This window comes from Pseudomonas sp. EA_35y_Pfl2_R5 (assembly GCF_963970805.1).
Taxonomy (GTDB): Bacteria; Pseudomonadota; Gammaproteobacteria; order Pseudomonadales; family Pseudomonadaceae; genus Aquipseudomonas.
In genome coordinates, this window is sequence record NZ_CAXAOW010000002.1 from 276,407 (window position 1) to 299,604 (window position 23,198).

Here is a 23,198-nt window from a genome sequence, read left to right on the forward strand (position 1 = left end):
ACTGCAGGCCTACTTCTCGACGAAGGCGCGCTCGATCAGGTAATCACCCGGCTCGCGCATGCGTGGGGAGATTTTCAGGCCGAACTCGTTGAGCACTTCGCTGGTTTCATCAAGCATGCTCGGGCTGCCGCAGATCATTGCGCGGTCGTCCTGCGGATTGATCGGCGGCAGGCCGATATCCTGGAACAGCTTGCCACTGCGCATCAAGTCTGTCAGACGACCCTGGTTCTCGAACGGCTCGCGGGTCACCGTCGGGTAGTAAATCAGCTTGCTCTTTAGCGCATCACCGAAGAATTCATTTTTCGGCAGGTGATCGGTGATGAATTCGCGGTAGGCCACTTCGTTCACATAGCGCACGCCGTGAACCAGAATCACCTTTTCGAAGCGCTCATAGGTTTCCGGGTCCTGAATCACGCTCATAAAGGGCGCCAGGCCAGTGCCGGTGCTAAGCAGGTACAGGTGCTTGCCCGGGTTGAGGTCATCGAGCACCAGGGTGCCGGTGGGCTTCTTGCTGATGATCACCTCGTCGCCTTCCTTGAGGTACTGTAGCTGTGAGGTCAGCGGGCCGTCCGGTACCTTGATGCTGAAAAACTCCAGATGCTCTTCCCAGTTCGGACTGGCGATCGAGTAGGCGCGCATCAGCGGACGACCAGTATCCTGCTGCAGGCCGATCATCACGAACTGGCCATTCTCGAAGCGCAGACCCGGATCACGGGTGCACTTGAAGCTGAACAGCGTGTCGTTCCAGTGATGAACGCTGAGAATGCGCTCGGAGTTAAGGTTGCTCATGTGCCGGGGGCTCCGAAGAATGGACTAGGTCTGCGCGCCTGTGCGCAATTGCACGGCATTGTAATGAGCGGCAGAATATCTGTTAACTTGATTATCAAGATATAGGTTATCGGTTATATAGATATGCGATTTACCCTCAGACAACTGCAAGTCTTCGTCGCCGTGGCCCAACATGAAAGCGTGTCGCGCGCGGCCGATTCCCTGGCCCTGTCGCAATCGGCAACCAGCACCTCGCTCAGCGAACTGGAGCGTCAGTCCGACTGCCAACTGTTCGACCGTGCGGGGAAACGCCTGTGCCTTAACGCCCTCGGCCTTCAGCTGTTGCCACAGGCGGTGGCGTTGCTCGACCAGGCCAAGGAAATCGAACGCCTGCTGGGTGGCAAAAGTGGCTACGGCTCGCTGAATGTCGGTGCCACCCTTACGGTGGGCAACTACCTGGCCACCCTGCTGATCGGCAGTTTTATGCAGCGTCACCCGGAGTGCCGGGTCAAACTGCAGGTGCACAACACTGCCTACGTGGTGCAGCAGATTGCCCACTACGAGCTGGACATGGGCATGATCGAAGGTGACTGCCAGCACCCGGATATCGAGGTGCAACCCTGGGTTGAAGATGAGCTGGTGGTGTTCTGCGCGCCGCAACATGCCCTGGCGCAGCGCGGTGAGGCGAGCCTGGAAGAGCTGACGCGTGAGGCATGGATTCTGCGTGAGCAAGGCTCCGGTACGCGACTGACCTTCGACCAAGCCATGCGTCACCACCCCAGCAGCCTGAATATTCGTCTGGAGCTGGAACACACCGAGGCGATCAAACGTGCGGTGGAGTCAGGCCTGGGCATCGGCTGCATCTCGCGCCTAGCGCTACGCGATGCCTTTCGCCGGGGCAGCCTGGTGGCGGTGGAAACCCCCGAGTTGGATCTGCGTCGGCAGTTCTACTTTATCTGGCACAAACAGAAGTACCAGACCGCCGCCATGCGTGAATTTATCGAGTTGTGCCGCGCCCTGACCGCAGGCGTGACGCGCAGCGATCAGATCGTCCTGCCAACCATCGCCTGAGGGCGGCAAAATTAACCGAGCAGGATAATCGCCCACACCAGGGCGATCAGGCTGAGCGCGGTGAACTGGGCGGCGCTGCCCATGTCCTTGGCATTTTTCGACAGCGGGTGCAACTCCAGGGAGATGCGGTCGATGGCCGCCTCCACTGCCGAGTTGAGCAGCTCGATGATCAAGGCAAGCAGACACACCGCAACCATCAACGCGCGCTCAACGCGGCTGACATCTAGATAGAACGCCAAAGGCACCAGTATCAGGTTGATCAGCAGCAGCTGACGAAAAGCTGCCTCACCGGTAAAAGCAGCGTGCAGGCCGGCCAACGAATAACCGGTGGCATTGAGAACACGTTTAAGGCCGGTCTGGCCTTTGAATGGCGACATCATCACAACCATCTGGAGAAAGCCCGGCAGGCTACGCCAAGCCCGGGAGAAAAGCACTTCAGCTAGACGGAATCGATTCCAGCTGCTGCAACAGCAACGCCGCCTGCGTGCGAGTGCGCACTCCGAGCTTGCGGAAAATCGCCGTGACATGGGCCTTTACCGTGGCCTCGGACACGCTCAGTTCATAAGCGATCTGCTTATTCAGCAGACCATCACAGACCATGGTCAGCACGCGAAACTGCTGCGGCGTCAGGCTGGCCAGGCCGGCGCTGGCCGCCTTGGCTTCAGCCGACAGGGCAATCGCTTCCTGAGTCTGCTGCGGCCACCAGACCTCGCCATCAAGCACCAGGCGCACCGCCTGCTGGATGGTTTCCAACGGGCTGGATTTGGGGATAAAACCGCTGGCGCCGAATTCCCGCGAACGCGCGACGATGGACGGCTCTTCCTGGGCGGAAATCATTACCACCGGAATATGTGGGTACTGCCCACGCAGCAGCACCAGGCCGGAGAAGCCGTAGGCACCGGGCATATTGAGATCCAGCAGCACCAGATCCCAATCGGTTTTCTGCGCCAGGCAGGCTTCCAGCTCGGCGATGCTGGCCGCTTCGACCAGCCGCACATCCGGACCCAACCCCAGGGTCAGTGCTTGCTGCAAGGCACTGCGAAACAAGGGGTGATCATCGGCAATAAGGATTTCAAAAGCGGCCATGGTAAATCCTGTTTTTGTTATGTGGATACCCGCCAGGGGTACTGTCCAAGGCACGGTGAGCAGTGCGCGCAGGCCACAGGGTTGCAGCGCAACCAGGCCTGAAAACGCATAAAAGCGACCAAGCATGCCCAGCACTGACGGGGTGGTCAAGCACGACGCTTTGCGGCACAGTTCGCAGCTTTGCCGACGAGAGCCTGAAATGCAAAGCCACGCCCTGCGCGCTGACCTGTTGATGCTGCTGACCGCAATGATCTGGGGCTCGGCATTTGTCGCGCAGCGCCTGGGAATGGACTCCATCGGTCCCTTCCTCTATAGCGGCCTGCGCTTTGCCTTAGCGGCACTGATTCTGCTGCCCGTGCTGCGCCTGCTGGAAGGTCGCAGCAGCAGCGCGACGGTCACGCCGTTGAACCGCCAGTTGCTGCGTGGCGGCGTGCTGATGGGTCTGGCGCTGGCACTGGGGATCAACCTGCAGCAGGTTGGCCTGCTGTTTACCAGTGTGACCAACTCCGGCTTTATCACCGGGCTATACGTGATCATCGTGCCGCTGCTGGGGCTGTTTATCGGCCATAAGACCGGCCTGGGCATCTGGCTCGGTGCCTGCCTGGCGGTGGTCGGCATGTTCCTGCTCAGCGTTGGCGAAGGCTTTACCGTGGCCTCCGGTGATTGGCTGCAACTAGCCGGCGCTTTTGTCTGGGGTGTGCATGTGCTGCTGGTGGGTTTCTTTGCCGGCCGCCATGACCCGCTGCGCCTGGCCCTGGTGCAGTTCGTCACCTGCGCGGTGATCAGCCTGGTGCTGGCGGTGATCTTCGAGGAAATCCAGCTGCAAGCGATCATCGCCGCCGGGCCGGCGATCCTCTACGGCGGCATCTTCGGCGTGGCCATCGGTTTTACCTTGCAGGTGGTAGCGCAGAAAGACGCCATCGCCTCCCACGCCGCCATCATCCTCTCACTGGAAGCGGTATTCGCCGCCATCGCCGGGGCCTGGCTACTGGGTGAATCGCTGGAGCTGCGCGGCTACTTCGGCTGCGCGCTGATGTTTGCCGGCATGCTGCTGGCACAGTTGTGGCCAAAGAAACTGGCCCACTAGCCGCTAGAGAAACTCGCGCAGGCGGTCATGCATTGGATCATCCAGCCGCACTGCGCGCGGCGCCTTGGCGGCTAGGTAGTGCTGGCTGAAGACATCCAGATAGGCATTTAAGCCATCGGCCGCGCGCTGATCGCCGGCCAGTTCCAGGCACAAGGCAGCGACCTCAGCGGTGCAGAAATGGTCGTCGCGTTTCGAGCGGCGCAGCTTGTAGCGTGACAACTGCTCGGCCTGCAGACTGAGCACCGGCAGACTATCGAGGTAGGGGCTTTTGCGAAACATCTTGCGCGCCTCGCTCCAGGTGGCATCCAGCAACACGAATAACGGCCGCTTGCCCGGTGCCGGCTGTACCTCGCTGACCACTCGCTCGGCCGCGACATATTCACCGGGAAACACCAGATAAGGCTGCCACTGCGGGTCGCGCAGCAACGCCGGCAACTCGGCATCCACTGCAACGCGTGACCAACCAAATGCCGAGGTATCGGCCAGCACGTCGGCAATCAGCCAGCCGGTATTGCTCGGTTTGAGCGCTTCGACATCGTGCATCAGCAGACACACCGCAGAGCTTGCGGCAATGCGCGGGCGCCAGGCGCACAGGCAGTGGGTCATCACCAGACGGCAGTCATCACAACGCACCGAGCGGCTGCCACGGGCAAGAAAAGGTTTGGCACTGCGGGCAATCCGCGCAGCCCGCAACCGTGCGACAGCGTGGCTCATTGCCGGCCTCGGACGCAGGCCGCGATAGATGGGCAGCTCGGTAGATAGAAACAAAAGCAGGACATGCGCGCGCCTGGCATATAACGAAGGGCGCGCAGTCTAGCAGGACAGAACGACTCATATCCCCGCTTTGCGACAGCCTGCTGAGGCGGCGATCAGAAACGATGATTCAGTGCCAGGCCAATAAAATGAATCCGTGTTTCATACTCGCCGTTGTAGTTACCGCCATTACCAGTGCAGCGCACGCCACTGTCTTGATATAGCCCTCCGCTACCCGGCACCCACCCCGCCGGAGAGCAGTTATCGGTGTAATCCATCTTCCCGGTAGCAAACTTGACGAAGCTGTAGGCCAGGTCCACCGAGGTGTCCCGGGTCACACGGTAATTGGCCCCAAGCGATAACCAGTAGCGGTCGGCATCGGGAAATGCAGGATGACGCAATCGAGTCGAATTCACTGGAGATTTGTCATAGGCCACGCCTGTACGCAGTAGCAGCTTATCGTCGTACTGATAGTTCATCCCCAGGGACAATTTGTAGGTGTCCTTCCAGTCCTGTTTAACTGCCAGATCGCCCTCGGTCACACCGTTGAAATAGGGATAACCCGAAACCTGATCAAGGCCAATACGCACCTCATCGAGACGCGAATGACGTGTAAAGGTCAGGTCGGCCATCAGCGCAATCTGCTCGTTGAGCTGATGAAAGGCATTGAAGGACAGCATTTCCGGGGTATCAATGGCCGTCTTGGCCTTGCTGTTAGGGTGCAGCCGTTCCCCGGCAAAACGCCCCGGATTGACCCAATTGCCTTCATCGAATAACTGCTGCAACGCCTCAGCGGGCGGTACATAAATGTCAAATATCGGAATGGTAACCCCGCCTTCCAACGAGGTATCCGGCGATGGAACGCCCCCCTGCACACTGGAGAAACTCCATTTACTCTCGCCTTCCAGCGTGTGGCGAATATTTGACCGGTACGACACGCCAAAGCGTGTCGATTCGGTGGGCTCCCATAAATAACCGATGTTCCAGCCAAATCCCCAGTCATCTCCCTTTACACGGAAATAACCATCGCCCTGAACGTTATCGGCAAAGTTACTCGCCACACAGTCGACGAAACCATCCCGGTCAGCCACGCCTCCGCAGGAGGTGATCTCGTCAGGCACAGGCACCCCGGCGATCAGACCTACAACCGGTCCCAGAATCGGGTCGGCGGCATTGCGGGTACTCTCGTAGTTCACATCGACAAATTGCCCGGCCAACTGCCGCGATGCACCTTTCACATCGGCCGCTCCCCGCTGCACCGATTTGATGTATTGAGCGGAGATGCCAAAACCGAAGCTGTGGTGTTCATTTAAGCGAAAAGCGAGGCTCGGGTTGAAATTCACTGTTTCCAGGCTCGCCGATTGAATGCCATAGCGTCCGGCCCAGTCTTCCTTGTAGTCGAGCTTGGCGCCAAAGGGCGTGAAGATACCCAGACCAACGCTGAGCCATTCGTTGACCTCATGTGAGAAGTAAAGATTTGGCGCGGCTGCGGCCTCAGGAAGAAAAGAGCCTGCGTCGCCGCTCACCGGCTGACCGAATACATCGGTACTGCCGGTATCCTGGTATTGGCCGTCCGGCAACAAAATGCTCAGCCCTGACGTTACCTGAGTCCCCTCAAGCCGAGCCAGACCAGCCGGATTATAGAAAATGGTCGACGGGTCGGCAGCCTCGGCACCATTGGCATGGGCAGAGCCCTGAGCAGAAACAGATTGCGAACCGAAGTGGTACCCCGATGCCTGGACCATGCCAGATGAGGCGATTAGCGGAGCTGCGGCAAACAACACCAATGACCCATAGCGTGTAATTCTTGTCATTATTGGATGCACTCCTGCGCAAGTCGGAAATACCCAGGGCGGCTCATACATCGTCTAGAAAGGCCAGAACTACGAGCAATCACACCTGAATCGCTGGAATTGCTTGGCCAGCCTATTTCTCGGACTCAGAAGATCAGCGTCCGATCCCCCGTCTTTGGTCGTGGAGGTACGCTGCAGGTAGGCAAAGGTGTCGCGATTGGTAACAACATTGAGGGCGGTACAATTCACGCGAATGCGCCCCCCCTGCACACGAACATTTTTCCCGCGAGCGGGTCTACTCGCATTAACTGATTTTAGGGAGTCACACCATGCTGCGTTTCATCCTTCCAGCTCTCGCCGTTGGCCTGTTTTTGCAGGGCGCGCAGGCAGCCTCGCTAAGCGATTACGAATTGAAGAAAACGCTGGAAAAAGTGGCGCGCGAGAGCAGTGTGGGCACGCCACGGGCGATCAATGAAGATATTCTTGATCAGGGCTACACCGTTGACGGCAGCGAACTGGTCAACCACCTCAGCGTGCGCAGCGAGCATGCAGCGCAGATGCGTGGCAACCCGGATGTAGTACGCGCGCAACTGGCCAATAGCGTATGCCGCAACGCCGGTTACCGTCAGTTGCTGACGCGCGGTGCAGCGCTACGCTATGAATTCAGCGAATATAAGAGCAACCGTCCGGTAACCACCGAGCGCTTTAGCAAAGCAGATTGCGGCCTGTAAGTTTCAACCGCCACCCTGCTGCGCGCGCCGCTGCTCATCATCGGCGCGCAGATCTGCCAGCAAAGCGTTCATATAACGCGAACGCCGCGCCGCACCTTCAAGCCGCTGCAAGCACTCTTCCTCAAGGCTCACCTGGTTTACGCGCGCGGTCTGCTGCAACAGGCGGTATAAATCCACATTAAGATCCAAGGTCAATTTAGGCATACCTGCCCCTCCTTTTCCCGCCCCCACTGGCCTGCGCTAACGCAGGCAGTGTGGTTCTCCCCGCCCTTGCACGGCTGCTTGCTCCTCGGCACTGAGCAAATCGCCAAGCGGCTTCTCCAGCAACCCAGCGGCGGCCTCCAGCACATGCGCCCAACTCGCCTGGTTGGCGAACAGCACCGAGCAGCAGCCCCAGATACCCATGGGCGACTTCTGTGCAAATACAAATCAGCAGTACGCTGCCGTGCATTGGCAACCGGGGAAAATCGCCTGTTCCCAGGTATCGCAGACCGCACGAAAACACCCCGACTCCTGCAAGTAAACCAGACGCCAAACGTATTCGGCCGTGCTCAGACGAACGGCCGCGCGCGGCATTCCCGCCAAATTTATGGCTGCCGATGGCGCCGAGCAAGGCTTTGCGGCTAACTCGCCAACATCCCTAAAGCCGGCAAGCAAATCGCCCTCTGATATTGTCCTGGCGTAGGTTGGTGGTGATAACGCGGCAGTGTGCGCCGCACAAACCATCAGCTAGCAGCCATACTAGGACAAGGCCGACGCGGCAAGTACATGCCTCGATCGGCAATCAAAAGGAGAAGTTGTATGCCCAATGAGTCGGATGATTTCCTGTCCCGGCATTTTCAGACCAGCGACGCCGACCTAACCACACGCGTGGAAGAACTGGGCATCCTCGCCGCACCGCCCGACAGCCCCAACACCAAGCTCTACCAGGCTATGCTCGGCACGGTTGTGCGCATGGCCCAGGCTGATCGCAACCGCTGGGATGCCAAGATCATGCTGCAGACCCTGCGCGAGATGGAGCATGCCTTCAGCGCCCTGGAACAATTCAAGCGGCGACGCAAGGTGACCGTGTTCGGCTCGGCGCGCACGCAGCCCAACCACCCGGTCTACAGCCTGGCTCGCGATCTAGGTGCGACCCTGGCCAAACATAATCTGATGGTTATTACCGGTGCCGGTGGCGGCATCATGGCCGCGGCCCACGAAGGGGCCGGCCTGGAAAACAGCCTGGGGTTCAATATCACCCTGCCCTTCGAGCAGGGTGCCAATGCCACTATGCAAGGCAGCAACAACCTGCTGTCGTTTCACTTCTTCTTTCTGCGCAAGCTGTTCTTCGTCAAGGAAGCCGACGGTCTGGTGCTCTGCCCAGGTGGTTTTGGCACCCTGGACGAAGCGCTGGAAGTGTTGACCCTGATCCAGACCGGTAAAAGCCCGTTGGTGCCGGTGGTACTGCTTGACCAGCCTGACGGCACCTTCTGGAGCAGTGCTCTGACCTTTCTGCAGGAACAGCTGCAGAACAACGGCTACATCCTACCCAGCGATATGCGCCTGATACGCCTGGTACACAGCGCCGAAGAGGCAGCCGAGGAAATCGCCCAGTTCTACCGCAACTACCACTCCAGCCGCTGGCTTAAAGAACGCTACGTTATCCGCCTCAATCATCCGCTGAATGAAACGGCCATACAGCAGCTGAACAATGAGTTCCTCGATCTGTGCAGCCACGGAGACTTCCAACAGCAAGCGCGCTGTGAGTCCGAGCTGGACGAACCGGAGCTATGTCATATGACGCGCCTGGTGTTCACCTTTAACGGCCGTCACCACGGACGCTTGCGCGAATTACTGGATTTGGTCAATCAGACGCACAACTGGGCGGAAATGCCTGCGCTACCACTCCCAGCCGACAAGCTGCTCGCAGGCTATCGGTAAACGCAGCTTTGCTGGCCAACAGGGGCAGATCGGCTACAGGCACTTCTGCGGCATCATCGGAGTGTGGAGTAGCTAACAGGGAGAACGGAGGGAATTGATAGCGGCTGGTAACCGAGCTGCGAGCTGCGGCTTAATCGTCCAACGAACCACGCAACAACCGCTCGATCAGCTCCGGCGGATAACCCCGATAACTGAGGAAACGCCCCTGCTGGGCACGCGCGCGAGCATCATGGGGTAGCTCACCGGCAAACTTGCGTTGCCAGGTTTCCTGCAGATGTTCACGCCAGTCAATACCACTGTCGCGCAAGACCTGCTCGACATCACTGCGAGCCAGACCGCGCTGGGTCAACTCTTCACGGATACGTAACGGTCCATAGCCGGCGCGCGCGCGGTAGCTGACAAAAGCTTCCAGATAACGCGCCTCAGACAACAGGCCTTCCTCGGCCAGACGATCAAGAGCAGCCTCGATCAACTCATCGGCCGCCCCACGACTGCGCAACTTGCGGGTCAACTCGACGCGGCCATGTTCGCGCCGCGCTAGCAGATCCATGGCCGCCCGCCGCACTGCGACGGGATTATCCAGAGCAATGGACATAGACTGATAAATCAGGCGTCGGCGTCAGCCAGGTCATCAGCCGTGGAGTTGGCCTTGACCGCCGGACTGACCACCAGCAACTTCTCGCGGATCAAGCCTTCAATAGTGCGCGCCACTTCCGGGTTGTCTTCCAGGTACTTGGCCGAGTTGGCCTTGCCCTGGCCGATCTTGCTGCCCTGGTAGCTGTACCAGGCACCGGATTTCTCCAGCAGGCCGAGCTGGACACCCAGGTCGATGATCTCGCCGTTGCGGTAGATGCCCTTGCCGTAAAGAATCTGGAACTCGGCCTGACGGAACGGCGGCGCGACCTTGTTCTTTACCACTTTGACCCGTGTTTCGCTGCCGACCACCTCGTCGCCTTCCTTCACCGCACCGGTACGACGGATATCCAGACGTACCGAGGCGTAGAACTTCAGCGCGTTACCACCTGTAGTGGTTTCCGGGCTGCCGAACATCACGCCGATCTTCATGCGGATCTGGTTGATAAAGATCACCAGGCAGTTGGCGTTCTTGATGTTACCGGTGATCTTGCGCAGCGCCTGGCTCATCAGACGAGCCTGCAAGCCCACGTGCATATCGCCCATCTCGCCTTCGATCTCGGCCTTCGGCACCAGAGCCGCCACCGAGTCAACGATGATCACGTCGATGGCGTTGGAGCGCACCAGCATATCGGTGATTTCCAGGGCCTGTTCGCCGGTATCCGGCTGCGAAACCAGTAGGTCGTCGACGTTGACGCCGAGTTTGCCGGCATAGTCAGGGTCGAGCGCATGCTCCGCGTCGACGAAAGCGCAGGTGGCGCCGAGCTTTTGCGCTTCGGCGATCACCGACAGGGTCAGGGTGGTTTTACCGGAAGACTCAGGGCCATAGATCTCGACGATACGACCTTTCGGCAAACCGCCAATGCCCAGGGCAATGTCCAGACCCAGCGAGCCGGTGGAGATGGCCGGAATCGCCTGGCGATCATGATCGCCCATGCGCATCACCGCACCCTTGCCGAATTGTTTTTCAATCTGGCCCAGGGCTGCCGCCAAGGCGCGCTTCTTATTCTCGTCCATTTAAGTCCTCACTAATCAAGAAGGGCCAGCTAGCGGCCACCAACAACTGTATAAGTAGACAGTATTATTCCACAGGGCAAGTCGCCCGCCTACCCCGCGCTTGGTTTTTCTTGCGCAAGCAGGCGCAACAGCCCAGCCAGTGCGGCCTCAACCGTTTGTCGGCGAACTTCGCTGCGGTCCCCAGCGAACTGGCGGCGCACGCTGAATAGCTGCTCACCATCGCCCCAGGCCAGCCAGACGGTGCCCACCGGTTTCTCCGCCGAACCGCCATCCGGCCCCGCGACACCACTGACCGCTACCGCGAAGCGCGCTCCACTATTAGCCTGCGCCCCCCGTACCATGGCCTCGACCACTTCCTGACTCACCGCACCAACCGTAGCGAACAGCGCCTCGGGTACGCTCAGCTGTTTAGTCTTCTGCGCATTGGAGTAGGTGACATAACCGGCTTCAAACCAGGCAGAGCTACCGGGAATGCGGGTAATCGCCTCGGCAATGCCGCCGCCGGTGCAGGATTCGGCGGTGGTCACCTGAGCCTTGGCGGCAATCAATTGTGCGCCCAGCTCGGCAGCCAGTTGGGTCTGGGCATATTCATTAGCAGTCATCTGCTCTCCGGGGTTAAAGCCAGCCAGGCCGATACCGTACACTAGGCGCTTTTGCGATTCAGCCGGACAGTTAAAACGATGAGCCAAAGCGACCTCAGTTCTCACACGCCAATGATGCAGCAGTACTGGAAGCTGAAAAATCAGCACCCGGAACAGCTGATGTTTTACCGCATGGGCGATTTCTACGAGATCTTCTACGAGGACGCGAAAAAGGCCGCCAAACTGCTGGATATCACTCTGACTGCGCGCGGCCAGTCAGCCGGCCAGGCGATTCCCATGTGCGGGATTCCCTACCATTCGCTGGAGGGCTACCTGGCCAAACTGGTCAAGCTCGGCGAATCGGTGGTGATCTGCGAACAGATCGGCGACCCGGCTACCAGCAAGGGACCGGTAGAACGCCAAGTGGTGCGCATCATTACCCCAGGCACCGTCAGCGACGAGGCCCTGCTTGATGAGCGGCGCGATAACCTGCTGGCGGCAGTATTAGGTGATGAACGGCTGTTCGGCCTGGCCGTACTGGACATCACCAGCGGTCGCTTTAGCGTGCTGGAAATTAAGGGCTGGGAAAATCTGCTGGCCGAGCTGGAGCGCCTGAATCCAGTTGAGCTACTGATTCCCGATGACTGGCCACAGGGTTTGCCCGCCGAAAAACGTCGTGGTGCACGCCGCCGTGCACCCTGGGATTTTGAACGCGACACCGCGCACAAGAGCCTGTGTCAGCAATTCGCCACCCAGGACCTCAAGGGCTTCGGCTGCGAAAGCCTGACCCTGGCCATCGGCGCTGCCGGATGTCTGCTCGCCTATGCCAAGGAAACCCAGCGCACCGCCTTGCCGCACTTGCGTAGCCTGCGCCACGAACGCCTGGACGACACGGTAATTCTCGACGGAGCCAGCCGACGCAATCTGGAGTTGGATATCAACCTCGCCGGCGGACGCGATAACACCCTGCAATCGGTAGTCGACCGCTGCCAGACCGCCATGGGCAGCCGCCTGCTAAGCCGCTGGTTGAACCGTCCTCTGCGCGATCGCACTGTACTGGAAGCACGCCAGGAATCGATTGCCTGCCTGCTCGAACGCTACCGCTTCGAAACTCTGCAGCCGCAGCTCAAGGAAATTGGCGATCTGGAGCGCATTCTCGCCCGCATCGGTCTGCGCAATGCGCGTCCGCGCGATCTGGCGCGCCTGCGCGACGCCCTCGCCGCGCTGCCCACGCTGCAGATGGCCATGACCAATCTGGAGGCGCCGCACCTGATCGAGCTGGCGGGCGTGGTCAGCACCTACCCGGAACTGGCCGAACTGCTGGCCAAAGCGATTATCGACAATCCACCGGCAGTGATCCGCGATGGCGGCGTGCTGAAAACCGGTTACGACGCCGAATTGGACGAACTGCAGTCGCTCAGCGAAAACGCCGGCCAATACCTGATGGATCTGGAAACCCGTGAAAAAGCCCGCACCGGCCTGGCCAACCTCAAGGTCGGCTACAACCGTGTGCACGGCTACTTTATCGAGTTGCCGAGCAAGCAGGCCGAATCGGCCCCGGCCGACTATATCCGCCGCCAGACCCTAAAAGGTGCAGAGCGCTTTATCACTCCCGAGCTCAAGGAGTTCGAAGACAAGGCGCTGTCAGCCAAGAGCCGCGCCCTGGCCCGCGAGAAGATGCTCTACGACGAATTGCTCGAACATCTGATCGGCCACCTCGGCCCGCTGCAAGACAGTGCAGCAGCCCTGGCCGAGCTTGATGTCCTGAGCAACCTGTCTGAGCGCGCGCTGAATCTGGACCTCAATCGTCCACGGTTTGTCGACGAACCCTGCATGCGCATCGACCAGGGCCGCCACCCGGTGGTCGAGCAGGTGCTGACCACGCCGTTTGTGGCCAACGACCTGAGCCTGGACGATGACACGCGTATGTTGATCATCACCGGGCCGAACATGGGTGGTAAATCCACCTATATGCGCCAGACCGCGCTGATCGTGTTGCTGGCTCATATCGGCAGCTTTGTGCCGGCAAAAAGCTGCGAGCTGTCGCTGGTCGACCGCATCTTCACCCGTATCGGCTCAAGCGATGACCTGGCCGGTGGCCGTTCGACCTTTATGGTGGAGATGAGCGAGACCGCCAATATCCTACACAACGCCAGCGAACACAGCCTGGTGCTGATGGACGAAGTGGGCCGCGGCACCAGCACCTTCGACGGTCTGTCGCTTGCCTGGGCCGCAGCCGAACAACTGGCCAAACTGCGCGCCTACACCCTGTTCGCCACCCACTATTTCGAACTGACGGTGCTGCCGGAAAGCCAGCCGATCGTGGCCAACGTGCACCTCAACGCCACCGAGCATAATGAGCGCATCGTGTTCCTCCACCACGTGCTGCCTGGCCCTGCTAGCCAGAGCTACGGCCTGGCTGTGGCACAACTGGCGGGTGTGCCGAATGAGGTCATCCTGCGCGCCCGCGAGCATCTGGCAAGGCTGGAAACCACCAGTCTGCCCCACGAACTGCCACCGACGCAGCCTGGTCAGGCTGCCGCACCCATGCAAAGCGATATGTTCGCCAGCCTGCCCCACCCGCTGCAGGAGGAATTACGCAAGATCAATCCGGATGATCTGACTCCGCGTAAAGCGCTAGAACTGTTATATACATGGAAGACACGCTTCTAACGTTATTGCGCGCGAACTGTTAGAATCGCGCGCATTTTTATGACTGCCCGACTTAAAGCCTGAGCCGTGGCCACTACCCCTAGCCTGCTGAAATCCGCATAGAACGGAGCAGGCTGGCGCCCGAGGAGAGAATCAGAAATGACCTTCGTCGTTACCGACAACTGCGTCAAATGCAAATACACCGACTGCGTGGAAGTCTGCCCGGTGGACTGCTTCTACGAAGGCCCGAACTTCCTGGTGATCCACCCGGACGAGTGCATCGATTGCGCACTCTGCGAGCCTGAGTGCCCTGCACAAGCCATCTTCTCCGAAGATGAGGTGCCGGAAGATCAGCAGGAGTACATTGAACTGAACGCCGATCTGGCCGAAGTCTGGCCGAACATCACCGAGAAGAAAGAATCCCTACCGGACGCTGAAGAGTGGGATGGCGTGAAGGACAAGCTGCAGTACTTGGAGCGCTAGTAGCCGACTCAGCTAGTTGCACAAAAACCCGCCTCGCGCGGGTTTTTACTTTTCTGCAGACACCAATCCACTAACGCACTTTTGACGTTACACAGCGACGGGCCGCAGAGATGGCGGACAAAAAACGCAGACAAAAAAAGGGGCGGCTTGCGCCGCCCACTCTTTTGTCCCTAGTCCCTGTATTTCCCAGCTCATCATCCTGATGAATCGCGTCTTGCGATGTCCTGATTGTCTCCCTGACAACCTGTGCTTGTCCCTAGCACAGGTGTGATATTAGCGATTCCCGGCCTCCAAACAAGCGCTGAAAATATCACCCGCACAGTATTGAACCCTGCCTCATTAATTTAATTATTGTATTAAATCAATAAGTTAATGATACCAAGAGGAGTATACCGACCTCATGCACACCAATGGCTTACGCGCTCTGTAAGCAATGACTTACACAAGCGCTCACAAAATACCGCCGAGAGTCATTCTCAGCTCCACTCCGTGCAGCCCAGGAATATATACCGGAATGGCAGGCCACAAAAAACCCGGCCTTGGCCGGGTTCAGTGTCAGCACACCAACGTCACTGAAACAGCGAGTCGCTCGACAGGCCGTTCTTTTCAAGGATCTCCCGCAGACGCTTGAGCGCTTCGACCTGAATCTGCCGAACGCGCTCACGGGTCAGGCCGATTTCCTGGCCAACTTCTTCCAGGGTGCAGCTTTCATGACCGCGCAGGCCGAAGCGGCGAATCACCACCTCACGCTGCTTGTCGGTCAGCTCAGACAGCCACTGGTCGATGCTCTGCGATAGATCATCGTCCTGCAATAACTCACAGGGGTCCGTCGGACGATCATCGGTCAAGGTATCGAGCAGGGTTTTGTCCGAATCCTGGCCCAGTGAAACGTCCACCGAGGACACACGCTCATTCAGGCCCAGCATGCGTTTGACTTCACCCACCGGTTTTTCCAGCAGGTTGGCAATTTCTTCTGCAGAAGGCTCATGGTCGAGCTTCTGGGTCAATTCGCGAGCTGCACGTAGGTAAACGTTGAGCTCTTTCACCACATGAATGGGTAGGCGAATTGTACGGGTCTGATTCATGATCGCCCGTTCTATGGTCTGGCGGATCCACCAGGTGGCATAGGTCGAAAAACGGAAACCGCGCTCGGGATCGAATTTCTCTACCGCTCGGATCAGACCGAGGTTGCCCTCTTCAATCAGATCCAGCAGGGACAAACCGCGATTGACGTAACGGCGAGCGATTTTCACGACCAGGCGCAGATTGCTTTCGATCATGCGCTTGCGGCCGGCAGGGTCACCCTTCTGCGCCAGGCGCGCGAAGAAGACTTCTTCTTCAGGGGTCAGTAGAGGGGAAAAACCAATTTCGTTGAGGTACAGCTGAGTGGCGTCGAGCGCGCGGGTGTAATCGATGTATTTATGCTGCTTGCTGCTCGCGGTGGAAGCTTTTGCTTTGCTGCGGGAAAGTGGCGGTTGCGCTTCTTCGTCTGAATCATCGTCAAGGACAATAGCGGGCTCCATCAGGAGCACTTCATCATCGACGTCAAACCCCGGCGCTTCTTTTTTATTGAGAGCCATTTTTGTTATTCCTTGCTGAGTTCGACAGCAAGCCCTAGCGCGACCACATCCCTGGTTACACCAAAGCCCGTCCCGCCCACGTGGTGGAGACAGGCTAGCGCAAGGTCAACGTCGCGGCAGGTATTGCAGCGGGTCGACAGGTTTACCTTGGCGGCGTACTTCGAAATGAAGTTTCACCCGGTCGGTTCCTGTGGAACCCATTTCGGCAATTTTCTGCCCAGCTTTGACCTGTTGCCCCTCCTGCACCAACAGCCTGCGGTTGTGACCGTAGGCGCTTACGTAGGTATCGCTATGTTTGATGATTACTAATTCGCCGTAGCCCCGTAAACCACTCCCGGCGTAGACCACTGAACCATCAGACGCAGCTAAAACAGGCTGGCCCAATTCCCCGGCGATATCAATGCCTTTATTCAAACTGCCGTTTGAGGAAAAACGCCCGATAACAGGCCCACTAGAAGGCCACAACCAACCCGATGCAGAGCGCTGGGTTGGCGGTAAGGCGGTGACGCTTGGGGTGGTTTTCACGGGTGCTGGCGGCTGCGTTTGCACAGGCCGAGTCTGGATGGGTGTAGTCGGCCGACCGGGCGGCGTGACAACTACAGGAGCCTTCGCTACCACAGGCGGGCGGCTGGCTGGCTGTCCATCGAAACGAATGATCTGGCCAACGCGGATCAGATAAGGCGGCGCAATGCCGTTACGTGCAGCCAGCGCCTTCCAATCCCAGCCGAAGCGGAAAGCAATCGAGTACAACGTATCTCCGCGCTGCACTTGGTACTGGCCACTGCTGACCGGCTGACGCTGCTGAGCCTGAGTGGTACCACCTTGGGTACGGTCAACCACCTTGACGCCACCCGGCGGCGGACTCGCACAAGCGCTGAGCAACGCACCAAGGACAAGACCACTCAACAGGGTACGAGCACTGCTGGCGCGAATCGGCAATTGAATGGCTGTGAAACTCACCTGCATCCCCCTCGGGCAAAACTGCTTACATCTAACTGGCGTGCATTGTGCCGCAATTATGGGTTATCAGCAGCGCTTTGCGGGTTGCGCCCAGCCAGCCACTCTAGGCCTAGCACCAGCAGAATAGCGGCAACCACCAAGGCAATCGCCAGGAACAACTGCGGGTCTTGGCCACTGATTTCAGCGAACTGTTGAGGCAAGAGATTGGCTTGAAGCAACGGCACCTGATCACCATGACGGTCAGTGCGCCAGGTCAGGGTTTCCTTCCAGGGCCAGATCTTGTTTAGCGAGCCGATCATCAGTCCAGTCAGAAACGCCAGCGTCAGATCACGCCAGCGCGCCAGCAGCCAGCGCAGCATCCCGGCAAAGCAAGCAATCCCCACCAGGCAACCGCTGGCAAAAATCAGCAGCACCGTAATATCCAGGCCCTTCACTGCCGTCAGCACAAAGCTGTACAGCCCCAGCAGTACCAGAATAAAGCTGCCGGAAATGCCCGGCAGAATCATCGCGCAGATGGCGATAGCGCCAGCGAAGAACAGACTCACTGGGTCATGCCCCAGCTGTAGCGGCGAGGCCACGGTAATCCAGTAAGCAAATACGCCGCCCACCAGCAGGCTGAGCACACGCGTCCAATTCCAATGCTGAATCTCGCGCACCACCAGATGCGTGGAAACCAGAATCAGACCGAAGAAAAACGACCATACAGGAATCGGTTGTTCATCCAGCAAGTAGGTAATCAACCGCGCTAGACTAAGCATGCTGGTCATGATGCCCAGTAGCAGCACCAACAAAAATGTCGCATTGGCGGCCTTCCAGGCCTCGACAATCCGTCCGCGCAAAAACAGGCCTAGCGCTACAGGGACACTCGCAATCGAGCGCAGCAATTCGTCATAGATGCCGGTAATAAACGCTACCGTTCCGCCCGACACACCAGGCACCACATCGGCCGCGCCCATGGCAATGCCTTTGGCGTAGAGCAGGAAATACTTCTTCATGGGTTCATCCGTAAACAGTTGAAATCAGGCCAAAGGCCCGTTGAGCAAGGGTACAAAGCGCACCGCATCCAGCACATGCCGGGAGAAACCATCTTCTTCACGGACGATCAGCAGCAGTTCCTGCACATCACCCGCCCCGACCGGAATAACCAAGCGCCCACCTGGGGCCAGCTGATCGAGCAAGGCCTGCGGCACATTGGCCGCCGCCGCGGTAACGATAATGCCGTTGTACGGCCCCAAAGCATTCCAGCCTTCCCAGCCGTCACCCCAGCGAAACACCACATTACGCAGGTTAAGCTGCGTCAGACGCTCCTTGGCCTTGTCCTGCAGGTTCTGGATCCGCTCGACGCTGAATACGCGCTCAACCAGCTGCGCCAGAATCGCGGTCTGATAGCCCGAGCCGGTACCGATCTCCAATACCTTGTCCAAGGGCCCAGCGGCCAGCAGCAGCTCGCTCATACGCGCAACCATATAAGGCTGGGAGATGGTCTGGTTGTTGCCAATTGGCAGTGCAGTGTCTTCATAAGCGCGATGGGCCAGAGCTTCATCGACAAACAGATGACGCGGTGTGCGGCGAATGGCCTCCAGCACATGGGCGTTGGACAGCCCTTCCTCATACAGCCGCTGAATCAGCCGCTCGCGGGTGCGCTGCGAGGTCATGCCAATGCCGCGATGGTGCAATTCGTCCTGTTCACGGCGGATCACAGCAGGCCCTCCAGCCAGGGTTGCAGACTGTTGAGCCCGTCGGCAAAGGTGCGATCCAGCTGCAGCGGGGTGACCGAAACATAGCCCTGCATCACTGCATGAAAATCCGTACCAGGGCCGCCATCTTCCGCCTCACCGGCCACCGAGATCCAGTAACCCTCTTTACCACGTGGATTGACCACCTTGACCGGTGCCGCAGCACGGGCGCGATGGCCTAGACGGGTCAACTGGATACCGCGGATATGCTCCAGCGGCAGATTGGGGATATTTACATTGAGTACAGTGCGCGGCGGCAGATCAAGCTGCTCGTGGGCCTCGACCAACTTGCGGGCGAAATAGGCCGCAGTCACCAAATGGTCCGGCATACGCGAAAGCAGGGAGAAAGCGAACGCCGGGCGAGCCAGAAAACGCCCTTCAAGGGCTGCGGCCACAGTGCCGGAATACAGCACGTCGTCACCCAGGTTGGCACCTAGGTTGATGCCTGAAACCACCAGATCCGCCACCTGCGGCAGCAGACCATTGAGACCCAGGTGCACGCAGTCGGTCGGTGTGCCATTGAGGCTGATATAGCCATTGGGCAAGGTAGTTGGGTGCAGGGGCCGGTCGAGGGTCAGCGAGCTGCTCGCGCCGCTCTTGTCCTGATCGGGAGCGATCACCGTGCACTCGGCATAGTCGGCCAACGCCGCATGCAGCGCAGCCAGGCCTGGCGCAGCAACGCCGTCATCATTGGAAATCAGAATACGCATGGGTTGTCCGTCTGCCCTGCCGGCAACAGATCGACGAGCTCACGCACCAAGACGGTGGCGAAGCATCCAGCCGGCAGGACGAATTCCAGTTGCAGAATGTCAGGCTCGGGATAATGCCACGACAGGCCGCCAATGGGGAGGCGCAGGATACGCCGTTCGTGCGTCATGTCCGCTTCTGCCAACCAATCGACCAAGACACTTTCACGCGCGCCAATCTGTTGTTCCAGCGCTTGCGCGACACCACCGGCGGTAGAAACACCCGCACCCCATAACGGGCCCGTAGGATGCAGATCGAGAATCGCCAGGCGCGGATCGTTGCACTCCGCCTCGCCGGCCGCAAAGAAGCTGCGGCTGTCGGTAAAGGCCAGCAGATCACCGAGCAGTGCCTGATTCCAGGTGCCGGCGGCGACCCGCTCAGCCAGCACCTGATTGAACAGGTAACTGCGCGCTGCCGAAAGCACCCGTGAACGCACATTGCGTTTCTCCGGCAGATTCTTGTTCGCCGCAAAGTGCCTAGCATGGGCGACATTGCCGCCTTCATGACCGAAGCGCTGCAAGCCGTAATAGTTGGGAATACCCTGAGCGGCGATTTGCGTGAGACGCTGATCCAGCGCTTCGCGATCAGCAGCCAGCTGGGTCAGACGCAGGGTAAAGCCATTGGCTGCATGGGCGCCGCGCTGCAGCTTACGGGTATGCCGCACCTGGTTAAGGATGCTCAGGCTGGCATCTTCGGCGGCCCTCAGGTCGGGATCGAGCTTGCCCGGCAGATGCAAGCTAAACCACTGACGGGTCAGGGCCTGGCGGTCCTTGAGGCCCGCGTAGCTGATCAGCTTCAGCGGCACACCAGCGGCACGGGCGAGGCGTTTGGCCGCTTCCTCGGTGTTCAGCTCGCGCTTTTCTACCCACAGCCAGAGGTGTTCGCCCTCACCAGCCAGGGGAATATCCAGCACTTCATCAACCTGAAAATCCTCCGCCACGGCCTTGAGCACCGCAGTGCCGCACGGCTCGCCATAGGCACGCGGGCCTAGCAGCTCAAGCTCGTTCATCGGGCAACCAACAGCGCAACGGCATGCACGGCAATACCTTCTTCACGGCCGGTAAAGCCGAGCTTCTCAGTGGTGGTGGCCTTGACGTTGACCTGATCCAGACCCACTTGCAGATCTTCGGCAATCCGCGCACGCATGGTCTCGATATGCGGTGACATCTTCGGTGCCTGAGCGACGATGGTGGCGTCGACATTACCGACCTGCCAGCCTTTGCCATGAATCAACCCGAGCACATGGCGCAGCAGCACACGGCTGTCGGCGCCCTTGAAGGTCGGCTCGGTGTCGGGAAAATGTTTGCCGATATCACCCAACGCGGCCGCGCCGAGCAAGGCATCGCTCAGGGCATGCAGCAGCACGTCGCCATCGGAATGGGCCAGCAGGCCAAATGTGTGAGGGATTTGCACGCCGCCCAAGGTAATAAAGGAGCCCTCACCGAAGCGGTGCACATCGTAGCCGTGGCCAATACGCATAAGAAACAACGCCCTGAAAAAGTCAGGGCGTGATTCTAACTGAAAGCTACCTATAGGGGCCGGCTAGCTGGCGAACCAAACTTTGTCCGCCAGCACCGGCTCAGCTCAATAGCGCCTTGGCGTGATGACGCAGGTGGTCATCGATAAAGCTGGCGATAAAGTAGTAGCTGTGGTCATACCCCGGCTGCAGGCGCAAGGTCAGTGGATGACCAGCGGCCTGCGCTGCCGCCTTCAGGGCATCCGGCTTGAGCTGGTTTTCCAGGAAGTCATCACGATCGCCCTGATCGACCAGAATCGGCAGCTTTTCCGTTGCTTCGGCGAGCAAGGCGCAGGCATCCCATTCGCGCCAACGCGAGCGTTCGTCGCCCAGGTAACGCGAGAACGCCTTCTCACCCCAGGGGCAGTTGCTCGGGTTGCTGATCGGCGCAAAGGCCGACAGCGACTGATAGCGCCCTGGGTTGCGCAGCGCGCAGACCAGCGCACCATGTCCACCCATGGAGTGACCACTAATGCCGCGCTTGTCGGATACAGGAAAGTTCGCCTCGATCAGCGTCGGCAGCTCCTGCACCACGTAGTCATACATGCGGTAATGCCGCGCCCAGGGCTCCTGGGTGGCGTTCAGGTAGAAACCCGCGCCCAGACCGAAATCCCAGGCTTTCTCCGGATCATCCGGCACCTCGGCGCCACGCGGGCTGGTATCCGGCGCAACAATGATCATCCCCAGCTCGGCCGCCAGCTTGTGCGCGCCGGCCTTCTGCATAAAGTTCTCATCGGTGCAGGTCAGCCCGCTCAGCCAATACAGCACCGGCAGCTTGCCGCCCTGCTCGGCCTGTGGCGGCAGGTACACGGCAAACACCATATCGCAGCCCAGCACCGCCGAACGATGGCGGTAGCGCTTGTGCCAGCCACCGGCACTCTTCTGGCAGGAAATATTTTCCAAGGTCATGAGGCCTCCATTGGGCGGCTACGACAGCCGCCCAGCGCAATCAGAAGTGGATAACGGTGCGGATGCTCTTGCCTTCATGCATCAGGTCGAAGGCCTTGTTGATGTCTTCCAGCGGCATGTTGTGGGTAATAAAGGTATCCAGCGAAATTTCACCCTTCTGCGCCTTTTCCACATAACCCGGCAGCTCGCTGCGGCCTTTGACGCCACCGAAGGCCGAACCGCGCCAGACGCGGCCAGTCACCAGCTGGAACGGACGGGTGCTGATTTCCTGACCGGCACCGGCCACACCGATAATCACCGACTCGCCCCAGCCCTTGTGTGCGCATTCCAGCGCCGCCCGCATCAACTGCACATTGCCGACGCACTCAAAGGAATAATCCACGCCGCCGTCGGTCATCTCGACGATGACCTCTTGAATCGGCTTGGCGAAATCTTTCGGGTTAACGAGATCAGTCGCGCCCAGCTCACGCGCCACCTCGAACTTGGCCGGGTTGATATCGATGGCGATGATGCGCGAAGCCTTGGCCATCTTCGCCCCGATGATTGCCGCGAGACCGATACCACCGAGCCCGAAGATTGCCACGGTGGCGCCCTCTTCCACCTTGGCGGTGTTGAGCACCGCACCGATGCCAGTTGTCACGCCACAGCCGAGCAGGCAGACCTTTTCCAGCGGCGCCTCTTTGGGGATCACCGCCAGGGAGACTTCCGGCAGCACGGTGTACTCGGAGAAGGTCGAGCAGCCCATGTAGTGGTAGATCGGCTCGCCGTTGTAGCTGAAGCGGCTGGTGCCATCGGGCATCAGGCCCTTGCCCTGGGTGGCGCGTACCGAGCTGCACAGGTTGGTCTTGCCGGAGGTGCAGAATTTACAGGTGCGGCATTCGGCGGTGTACAGCGGGATCACGTGGTCGCCGACCTGCACCGAGGTCACGCCCTCGCCAATGGCCTCGACGATGCCGCCGCCTTCATGACCGAGAATCGCCGGGAATACGCCTTCGGAATCTTCACCGGACAGGGTGTAGGCATCGGTGTGACACACGCCAGTGGCGACAATGCGTACCAGCACTTCACCGGCCTTGGGCGGCGCCACGTCGACCTCGACGATTTGCAGCGGCTGATTGGGGGCAAAGGCTACGGCAGCACGGGACTTGATCATGATCGCTCTCCAGCGGATT

25 protein-coding genes are annotated in these 23,198 nt (G+C 59.3%); 6 read left to right on the plus strand and 19 right to left on the minus strand.

All coding sequences use genetic code 11. The annotated features are described in order from the left end of the window. Nucleotides 1-9: 9 nt before the first annotated feature. Nucleotides 10-789, minus strand: a complete 780-nt coding sequence (gene fpr / locus AACX99_RS05205; RefSeq protein WP_339410028.1) for a ferredoxin-NADP reductase — start codon at nt 787-789, stop codon at nt 10-12. A gap of 123 nt (nt 790-912) precedes the next feature. On the opposite strand from fpr, the gene AACX99_RS05210 reads away from it, so the two are divergent. After that, nucleotides 913-1,839, plus strand: a complete 927-nt coding sequence (locus tag AACX99_RS05210) for a LysR family transcriptional regulator (protein WP_275961221.1) — start codon at nt 913-915, stop codon at nt 1,837-1,839. 11 nt (nt 1,840-1,850) lie between these two features. Here the strand turns inward: AACX99_RS05210 and AACX99_RS05215 are convergent, their stop codons facing one another. Together AACX99_RS05215 and erdR are read right to left on the minus strand one after the other, a co-directional pair. Then, complete coding sequence (locus AACX99_RS05215) at nt 1,851-2,222, minus strand: diacylglycerol kinase (protein ID WP_339410571.1); 372 nt, start codon at nt 2,220-2,222, stop codon at nt 1,851-1,853. Nucleotides 2,223-2,274: 52 nt separating this feature from the next. Further along, nucleotides 2,275-2,925, minus strand: coding sequence for a response regulator transcription factor ErdR (gene erdR / locus AACX99_RS05220; RefSeq protein ID WP_339410031.1), 651 nt, complete (start codon nt 2,923-2,925; stop codon nt 2,275-2,277). A 199-nt stretch (nt 2,926-3,124) separates the two neighbouring features. Between erdR and AACX99_RS05225 the strand changes: the two genes are divergently transcribed. Beyond that, on the plus strand, nt 3,125-4,012 hold the full coding sequence (locus tag AACX99_RS05225) for a DMT family transporter (protein WP_339410033.1): 888 nt from the start codon (nt 3,125-3,127) through the stop codon (nt 4,010-4,012). A 3-nt stretch (nt 4,013-4,015) separates the two neighbouring features. Here AACX99_RS05225 and AACX99_RS05230 read toward each other — a convergent pair whose 3' ends face one another. Together AACX99_RS05230 and AACX99_RS05235 are read right to left on the minus strand one after the other, a co-directional pair. Beyond that, complete coding sequence (locus AACX99_RS05230; protein ID WP_339410034.1) at nt 4,016-4,726, minus strand: tRNA-uridine aminocarboxypropyltransferase; 711 nt, start codon at nt 4,724-4,726, stop codon at nt 4,016-4,018. Nucleotides 4,727-4,881: 155 nt separating this feature from the next. Beyond that, nucleotides 4,882-6,579: an OmpP1/FadL family transporter gene (locus AACX99_RS05235; RefSeq protein ID WP_339410036.1), complete on the minus strand. Its 1,698-nt coding sequence runs from the start codon at nt 6,577-6,579 to the stop codon at nt 4,882-4,884. Nucleotides 6,580-6,887: 308 nt separating this feature from the next. On the opposite strand from AACX99_RS05235, the gene AACX99_RS05240 reads away from it, so the two are divergent. Next, complete coding sequence (locus AACX99_RS05240) at nt 6,888-7,289, plus strand: quorum-sensing-regulated virulence factor family protein (RefSeq protein ID WP_339410037.1); 402 nt, start codon at nt 6,888-6,890, stop codon at nt 7,287-7,289. 3 nt (nt 7,290-7,292) lie between these two features. On the opposite strand, the gene AACX99_RS05245 is transcribed toward AACX99_RS05240, so the two are convergent. Further along, nucleotides 7,293-7,493, minus strand: a complete 201-nt coding sequence (locus tag AACX99_RS05245; protein WP_339410038.1) for a hypothetical protein — start codon at nt 7,491-7,493, stop codon at nt 7,293-7,295. A 36-nt stretch (nt 7,494-7,529) separates the two neighbouring features. Beyond that, the gene (locus AACX99_RS05250; protein ID WP_339410040.1) at nt 7,530-7,694 is read right to left on the minus strand and encodes a hypothetical protein; all 165 of its coding nucleotides are present in this window, start codon (nt 7,692-7,694) and stop codon (nt 7,530-7,532) included. A 396-nt stretch (nt 7,695-8,090) separates the two neighbouring features. Here AACX99_RS05250 and AACX99_RS05255 point away from each other — a divergent pair, with 396 nt between their 5' ends. Continuing rightward, nucleotides 8,091-9,212 carry an LOG family protein gene (locus tag AACX99_RS05255; protein ID WP_339410041.1) on the plus strand — a complete coding sequence of 374 codons (1,122 nt, stop codon included), beginning with the start codon at nt 8,091-8,093 and terminating at the stop codon, nt 9,210-9,212. Nucleotides 9,213-9,342: 130 nt separating this feature from the next. Here AACX99_RS05255 and recX read toward each other — a convergent pair whose 3' ends face one another. The 3 genes from recX to AACX99_RS05270 all read right to left on the minus strand — a co-directional run bounded on the left by recX (nt 9,343) and on the right by AACX99_RS05270 (nt 11,464). Continuing rightward, nucleotides 9,343-9,807: a recombination regulator RecX gene (gene recX, locus AACX99_RS05260; protein WP_339410042.1), complete on the minus strand. Its 465-nt coding sequence runs from the start codon at nt 9,805-9,807 to the stop codon at nt 9,343-9,345. An 11-nt stretch (nt 9,808-9,818) separates the two neighbouring features. Then, nucleotides 9,819-10,862, minus strand: a complete 1,044-nt coding sequence (gene recA, locus AACX99_RS05265) for a recombinase RecA (protein ID WP_339410044.1) — start codon at nt 10,860-10,862, stop codon at nt 9,819-9,821. Nucleotides 10,863-10,951: 89 nt separating this feature from the next. Beyond that, entirely contained in the window at nt 10,952-11,464 is a 513-nt protein-coding gene (locus AACX99_RS05270) for a CinA family protein (RefSeq protein WP_339410046.1), read from the minus strand. 78 nt (nt 11,465-11,542) lie between these two features. Between AACX99_RS05270 and mutS the strand changes: the two genes are divergently transcribed. Continuing rightward, nucleotides 11,543-14,116 (plus strand): DNA mismatch repair protein MutS, encoded by a 2,574-nt coding sequence (gene mutS / locus AACX99_RS05275; protein ID WP_339410048.1) that lies wholly within the window; start codon nt 11,543-11,545, stop codon nt 14,114-14,116. A 138-nt stretch (nt 14,117-14,254) separates the two neighbouring features. Continuing rightward, the gene (gene fdxA, locus AACX99_RS05280; RefSeq protein WP_090248347.1) at nt 14,255-14,578 is read left to right on the plus strand and encodes a ferredoxin FdxA; all 324 of its coding nucleotides are present in this window, start codon (nt 14,255-14,257) and stop codon (nt 14,576-14,578) included. Between the two features lie 569 nt (nt 14,579-15,147). On the opposite strand, the gene rpoS is transcribed toward fdxA, so the two are convergent. The 9 genes from rpoS to AACX99_RS05325 all read right to left on the minus strand — a co-directional run bounded on the left by rpoS (nt 15,148) and on the right by AACX99_RS05325 (nt 23,179). Beyond that, the gene (gene rpoS, locus AACX99_RS05285; protein WP_339410049.1) at nt 15,148-16,158 is read right to left on the minus strand and encodes an RNA polymerase sigma factor RpoS; all 1,011 of its coding nucleotides are present in this window, start codon (nt 16,156-16,158) and stop codon (nt 15,148-15,150) included. A 105-nt stretch (nt 16,159-16,263) separates the two neighbouring features. Beyond that, nucleotides 16,264-17,124, minus strand: a complete 861-nt coding sequence (locus AACX99_RS05290; RefSeq protein WP_339410051.1) for a peptidoglycan DD-metalloendopeptidase family protein — start codon at nt 17,122-17,124, stop codon at nt 16,264-16,266. 50 nt (nt 17,125-17,174) lie between these two features. After that, entirely contained in the window at nt 17,175-18,113 is a 939-nt protein-coding gene (locus tag AACX99_RS05295) for a DUF368 domain-containing protein (protein ID WP_339410053.1), read from the minus strand. Nucleotides 18,114-18,137: 24 nt separating this feature from the next. Beyond that, the gene (locus AACX99_RS05300; protein WP_339410572.1) at nt 18,138-18,773 is read right to left on the minus strand and encodes a protein-L-isoaspartate(D-aspartate) O-methyltransferase; all 636 of its coding nucleotides are present in this window, start codon (nt 18,771-18,773) and stop codon (nt 18,138-18,140) included. 41 nt (nt 18,774-18,814) lie between these two features. Then, nucleotides 18,815-19,564, minus strand: a complete 750-nt coding sequence (gene surE / locus AACX99_RS05305; RefSeq protein ID WP_339410054.1) for a 5'/3'-nucleotidase SurE — start codon at nt 19,562-19,564, stop codon at nt 18,815-18,817. Further along, nucleotides 19,552-20,610 carry a tRNA pseudouridine(13) synthase TruD gene (gene truD, locus AACX99_RS05310; RefSeq protein WP_339410055.1) on the minus strand — a complete coding sequence of 353 codons (1,059 nt, stop codon included), beginning with the start codon at nt 20,608-20,610 and terminating at the stop codon, nt 19,552-19,554. Before truD ends, surE begins: the two co-directional genes overlap by 13 nt. Continuing rightward, nucleotides 20,607-21,080 (minus strand): 2-C-methyl-D-erythritol 2,4-cyclodiphosphate synthase, encoded by a 474-nt coding sequence (ispF, locus tag AACX99_RS05315; protein WP_339410056.1) that lies wholly within the window; start codon nt 21,078-21,080, stop codon nt 20,607-20,609. Before ispF ends, truD begins: the two co-directional genes overlap by 4 nt. Before the next feature lie 100 nt (nt 21,081-21,180). After that, nucleotides 21,181-22,026, minus strand: a complete 846-nt coding sequence (gene fghA / locus AACX99_RS05320; RefSeq protein ID WP_339410057.1) for an S-formylglutathione hydrolase — start codon at nt 22,024-22,026, stop codon at nt 21,181-21,183. 40 nt (nt 22,027-22,066) lie between these two features. Next, nucleotides 22,067-23,179 (minus strand): S-(hydroxymethyl)glutathione dehydrogenase/class III alcohol dehydrogenase, encoded by a 1,113-nt coding sequence (locus tag AACX99_RS05325; protein ID WP_339410059.1) that lies wholly within the window; start codon nt 23,177-23,179, stop codon nt 22,067-22,069. Nucleotides 23,180-23,198 lie beyond the last annotated feature (19 nt).

Bases quoted from the DNA above. Each gene is read 5' to 3' on its own strand.
- fpr (WP_339410028.1), bottom strand. From the start codon at position 789: ATGAGCAACCTTAACTCCGAGCGCATTCTCAGCGTTCATCACTGGAAC.
- AACX99_RS05210 (WP_275961221.1), top strand. From the start codon at position 913: ATGCGATTTACCCTCAGACAACTGCAAGTCTTCGTCGCCGTGGCCCAA.
- erdR (WP_339410031.1), bottom strand. From the start codon at position 2,925: ATGGCCGCTTTTGAAATCCTTATTGCCGATGATCACCCCTTGTTTCGC.
- AACX99_RS05225 (WP_339410033.1), top strand. From the start codon at position 3,125: ATGCAAAGCCACGCCCTGCGCGCTGACCTGTTGATGCTGCTGACCGCA.
- AACX99_RS05230 (WP_339410034.1), bottom strand. From the start codon at position 4,726: ATGAGCCACGCTGTCGCACGGTTGCGGGCTGCGCGGATTGCCCGCAGT.
- AACX99_RS05235 (WP_339410036.1), bottom strand. From the start codon at position 6,579: ATGACAAGAATTACACGCTATGGGTCATTGGTGTTGTTTGCCGCAGCT.
- AACX99_RS05240 (WP_339410037.1), top strand. From the start codon at position 6,888: ATGCTGCGTTTCATCCTTCCAGCTCTCGCCGTTGGCCTGTTTTTGCAG.
- AACX99_RS05245 (WP_339410038.1), bottom strand. From the start codon at position 7,493: ATGCCTAAATTGACCTTGGATCTTAATGTGGATTTATACCGCCTGTTG.
- AACX99_RS05250 (WP_339410040.1), bottom strand. From the start codon at position 7,694: ATGGGTATCTGGGGCTGCTGCTCGGTGCTGTTCGCCAACCAGGCGAGT.
- AACX99_RS05255 (WP_339410041.1), top strand. From the start codon at position 8,091: ATGCCCAATGAGTCGGATGATTTCCTGTCCCGGCATTTTCAGACCAGC.
- recX (WP_339410042.1), bottom strand. From the start codon at position 9,807: ATGTCCATTGCTCTGGATAATCCCGTCGCAGTGCGGCGGGCGGCCATG.
- recA (WP_339410044.1), bottom strand. From the start codon at position 10,862: ATGGACGAGAATAAGAAGCGCGCCTTGGCGGCAGCCCTGGGCCAGATT.
- AACX99_RS05270 (WP_339410046.1), bottom strand. From the start codon at position 11,464: ATGACTGCTAATGAATATGCCCAGACCCAACTGGCTGCCGAGCTGGGC.
- mutS (WP_339410048.1), top strand. From the start codon at position 11,543: ATGAGCCAAAGCGACCTCAGTTCTCACACGCCAATGATGCAGCAGTAC.
- fdxA (WP_090248347.1), top strand. From the start codon at position 14,255: ATGACCTTCGTCGTTACCGACAACTGCGTCAAATGCAAATACACCGAC.
- rpoS (WP_339410049.1), bottom strand. From the start codon at position 16,158: ATGGCTCTCAATAAAAAAGAAGCGCCGGGGTTTGACGTCGATGATGAA.
- AACX99_RS05290 (WP_339410051.1), bottom strand. From the start codon at position 17,124: ATGCAGGTGAGTTTCACAGCCATTCAATTGCCGATTCGCGCCAGCAGT.
- AACX99_RS05295 (WP_339410053.1), bottom strand. From the start codon at position 18,113: ATGAAGAAGTATTTCCTGCTCTACGCCAAAGGCATTGCCATGGGCGCG.
- AACX99_RS05300 (WP_339410572.1), bottom strand. From the start codon at position 18,773: ATGACCTCGCAGCGCACCCGCGAGCGGCTGATTCAGCGGCTGTATGAG.
- surE (WP_339410054.1), bottom strand. From the start codon at position 19,564: ATGCGTATTCTGATTTCCAATGATGACGGCGTTGCTGCGCCAGGCCTG.
- truD (WP_339410055.1), bottom strand. From the start codon at position 20,610: ATGAACGAGCTTGAGCTGCTAGGCCCGCGTGCCTATGGCGAGCCGTGC.
- ispF (WP_339410056.1), bottom strand. From the start codon at position 21,080: ATGCGTATTGGCCACGGCTACGATGTGCACCGCTTCGGTGAGGGCTCC.
- fghA (WP_339410057.1), bottom strand. From the start codon at position 22,026: ATGACCTTGGAAAATATTTCCTGCCAGAAGAGTGCCGGTGGCTGGCAC.
- AACX99_RS05325 (WP_339410059.1), bottom strand. From the start codon at position 23,179: ATGATCAAGTCCCGTGCTGCCGTAGCCTTTGCCCCCAATCAGCCGCTG.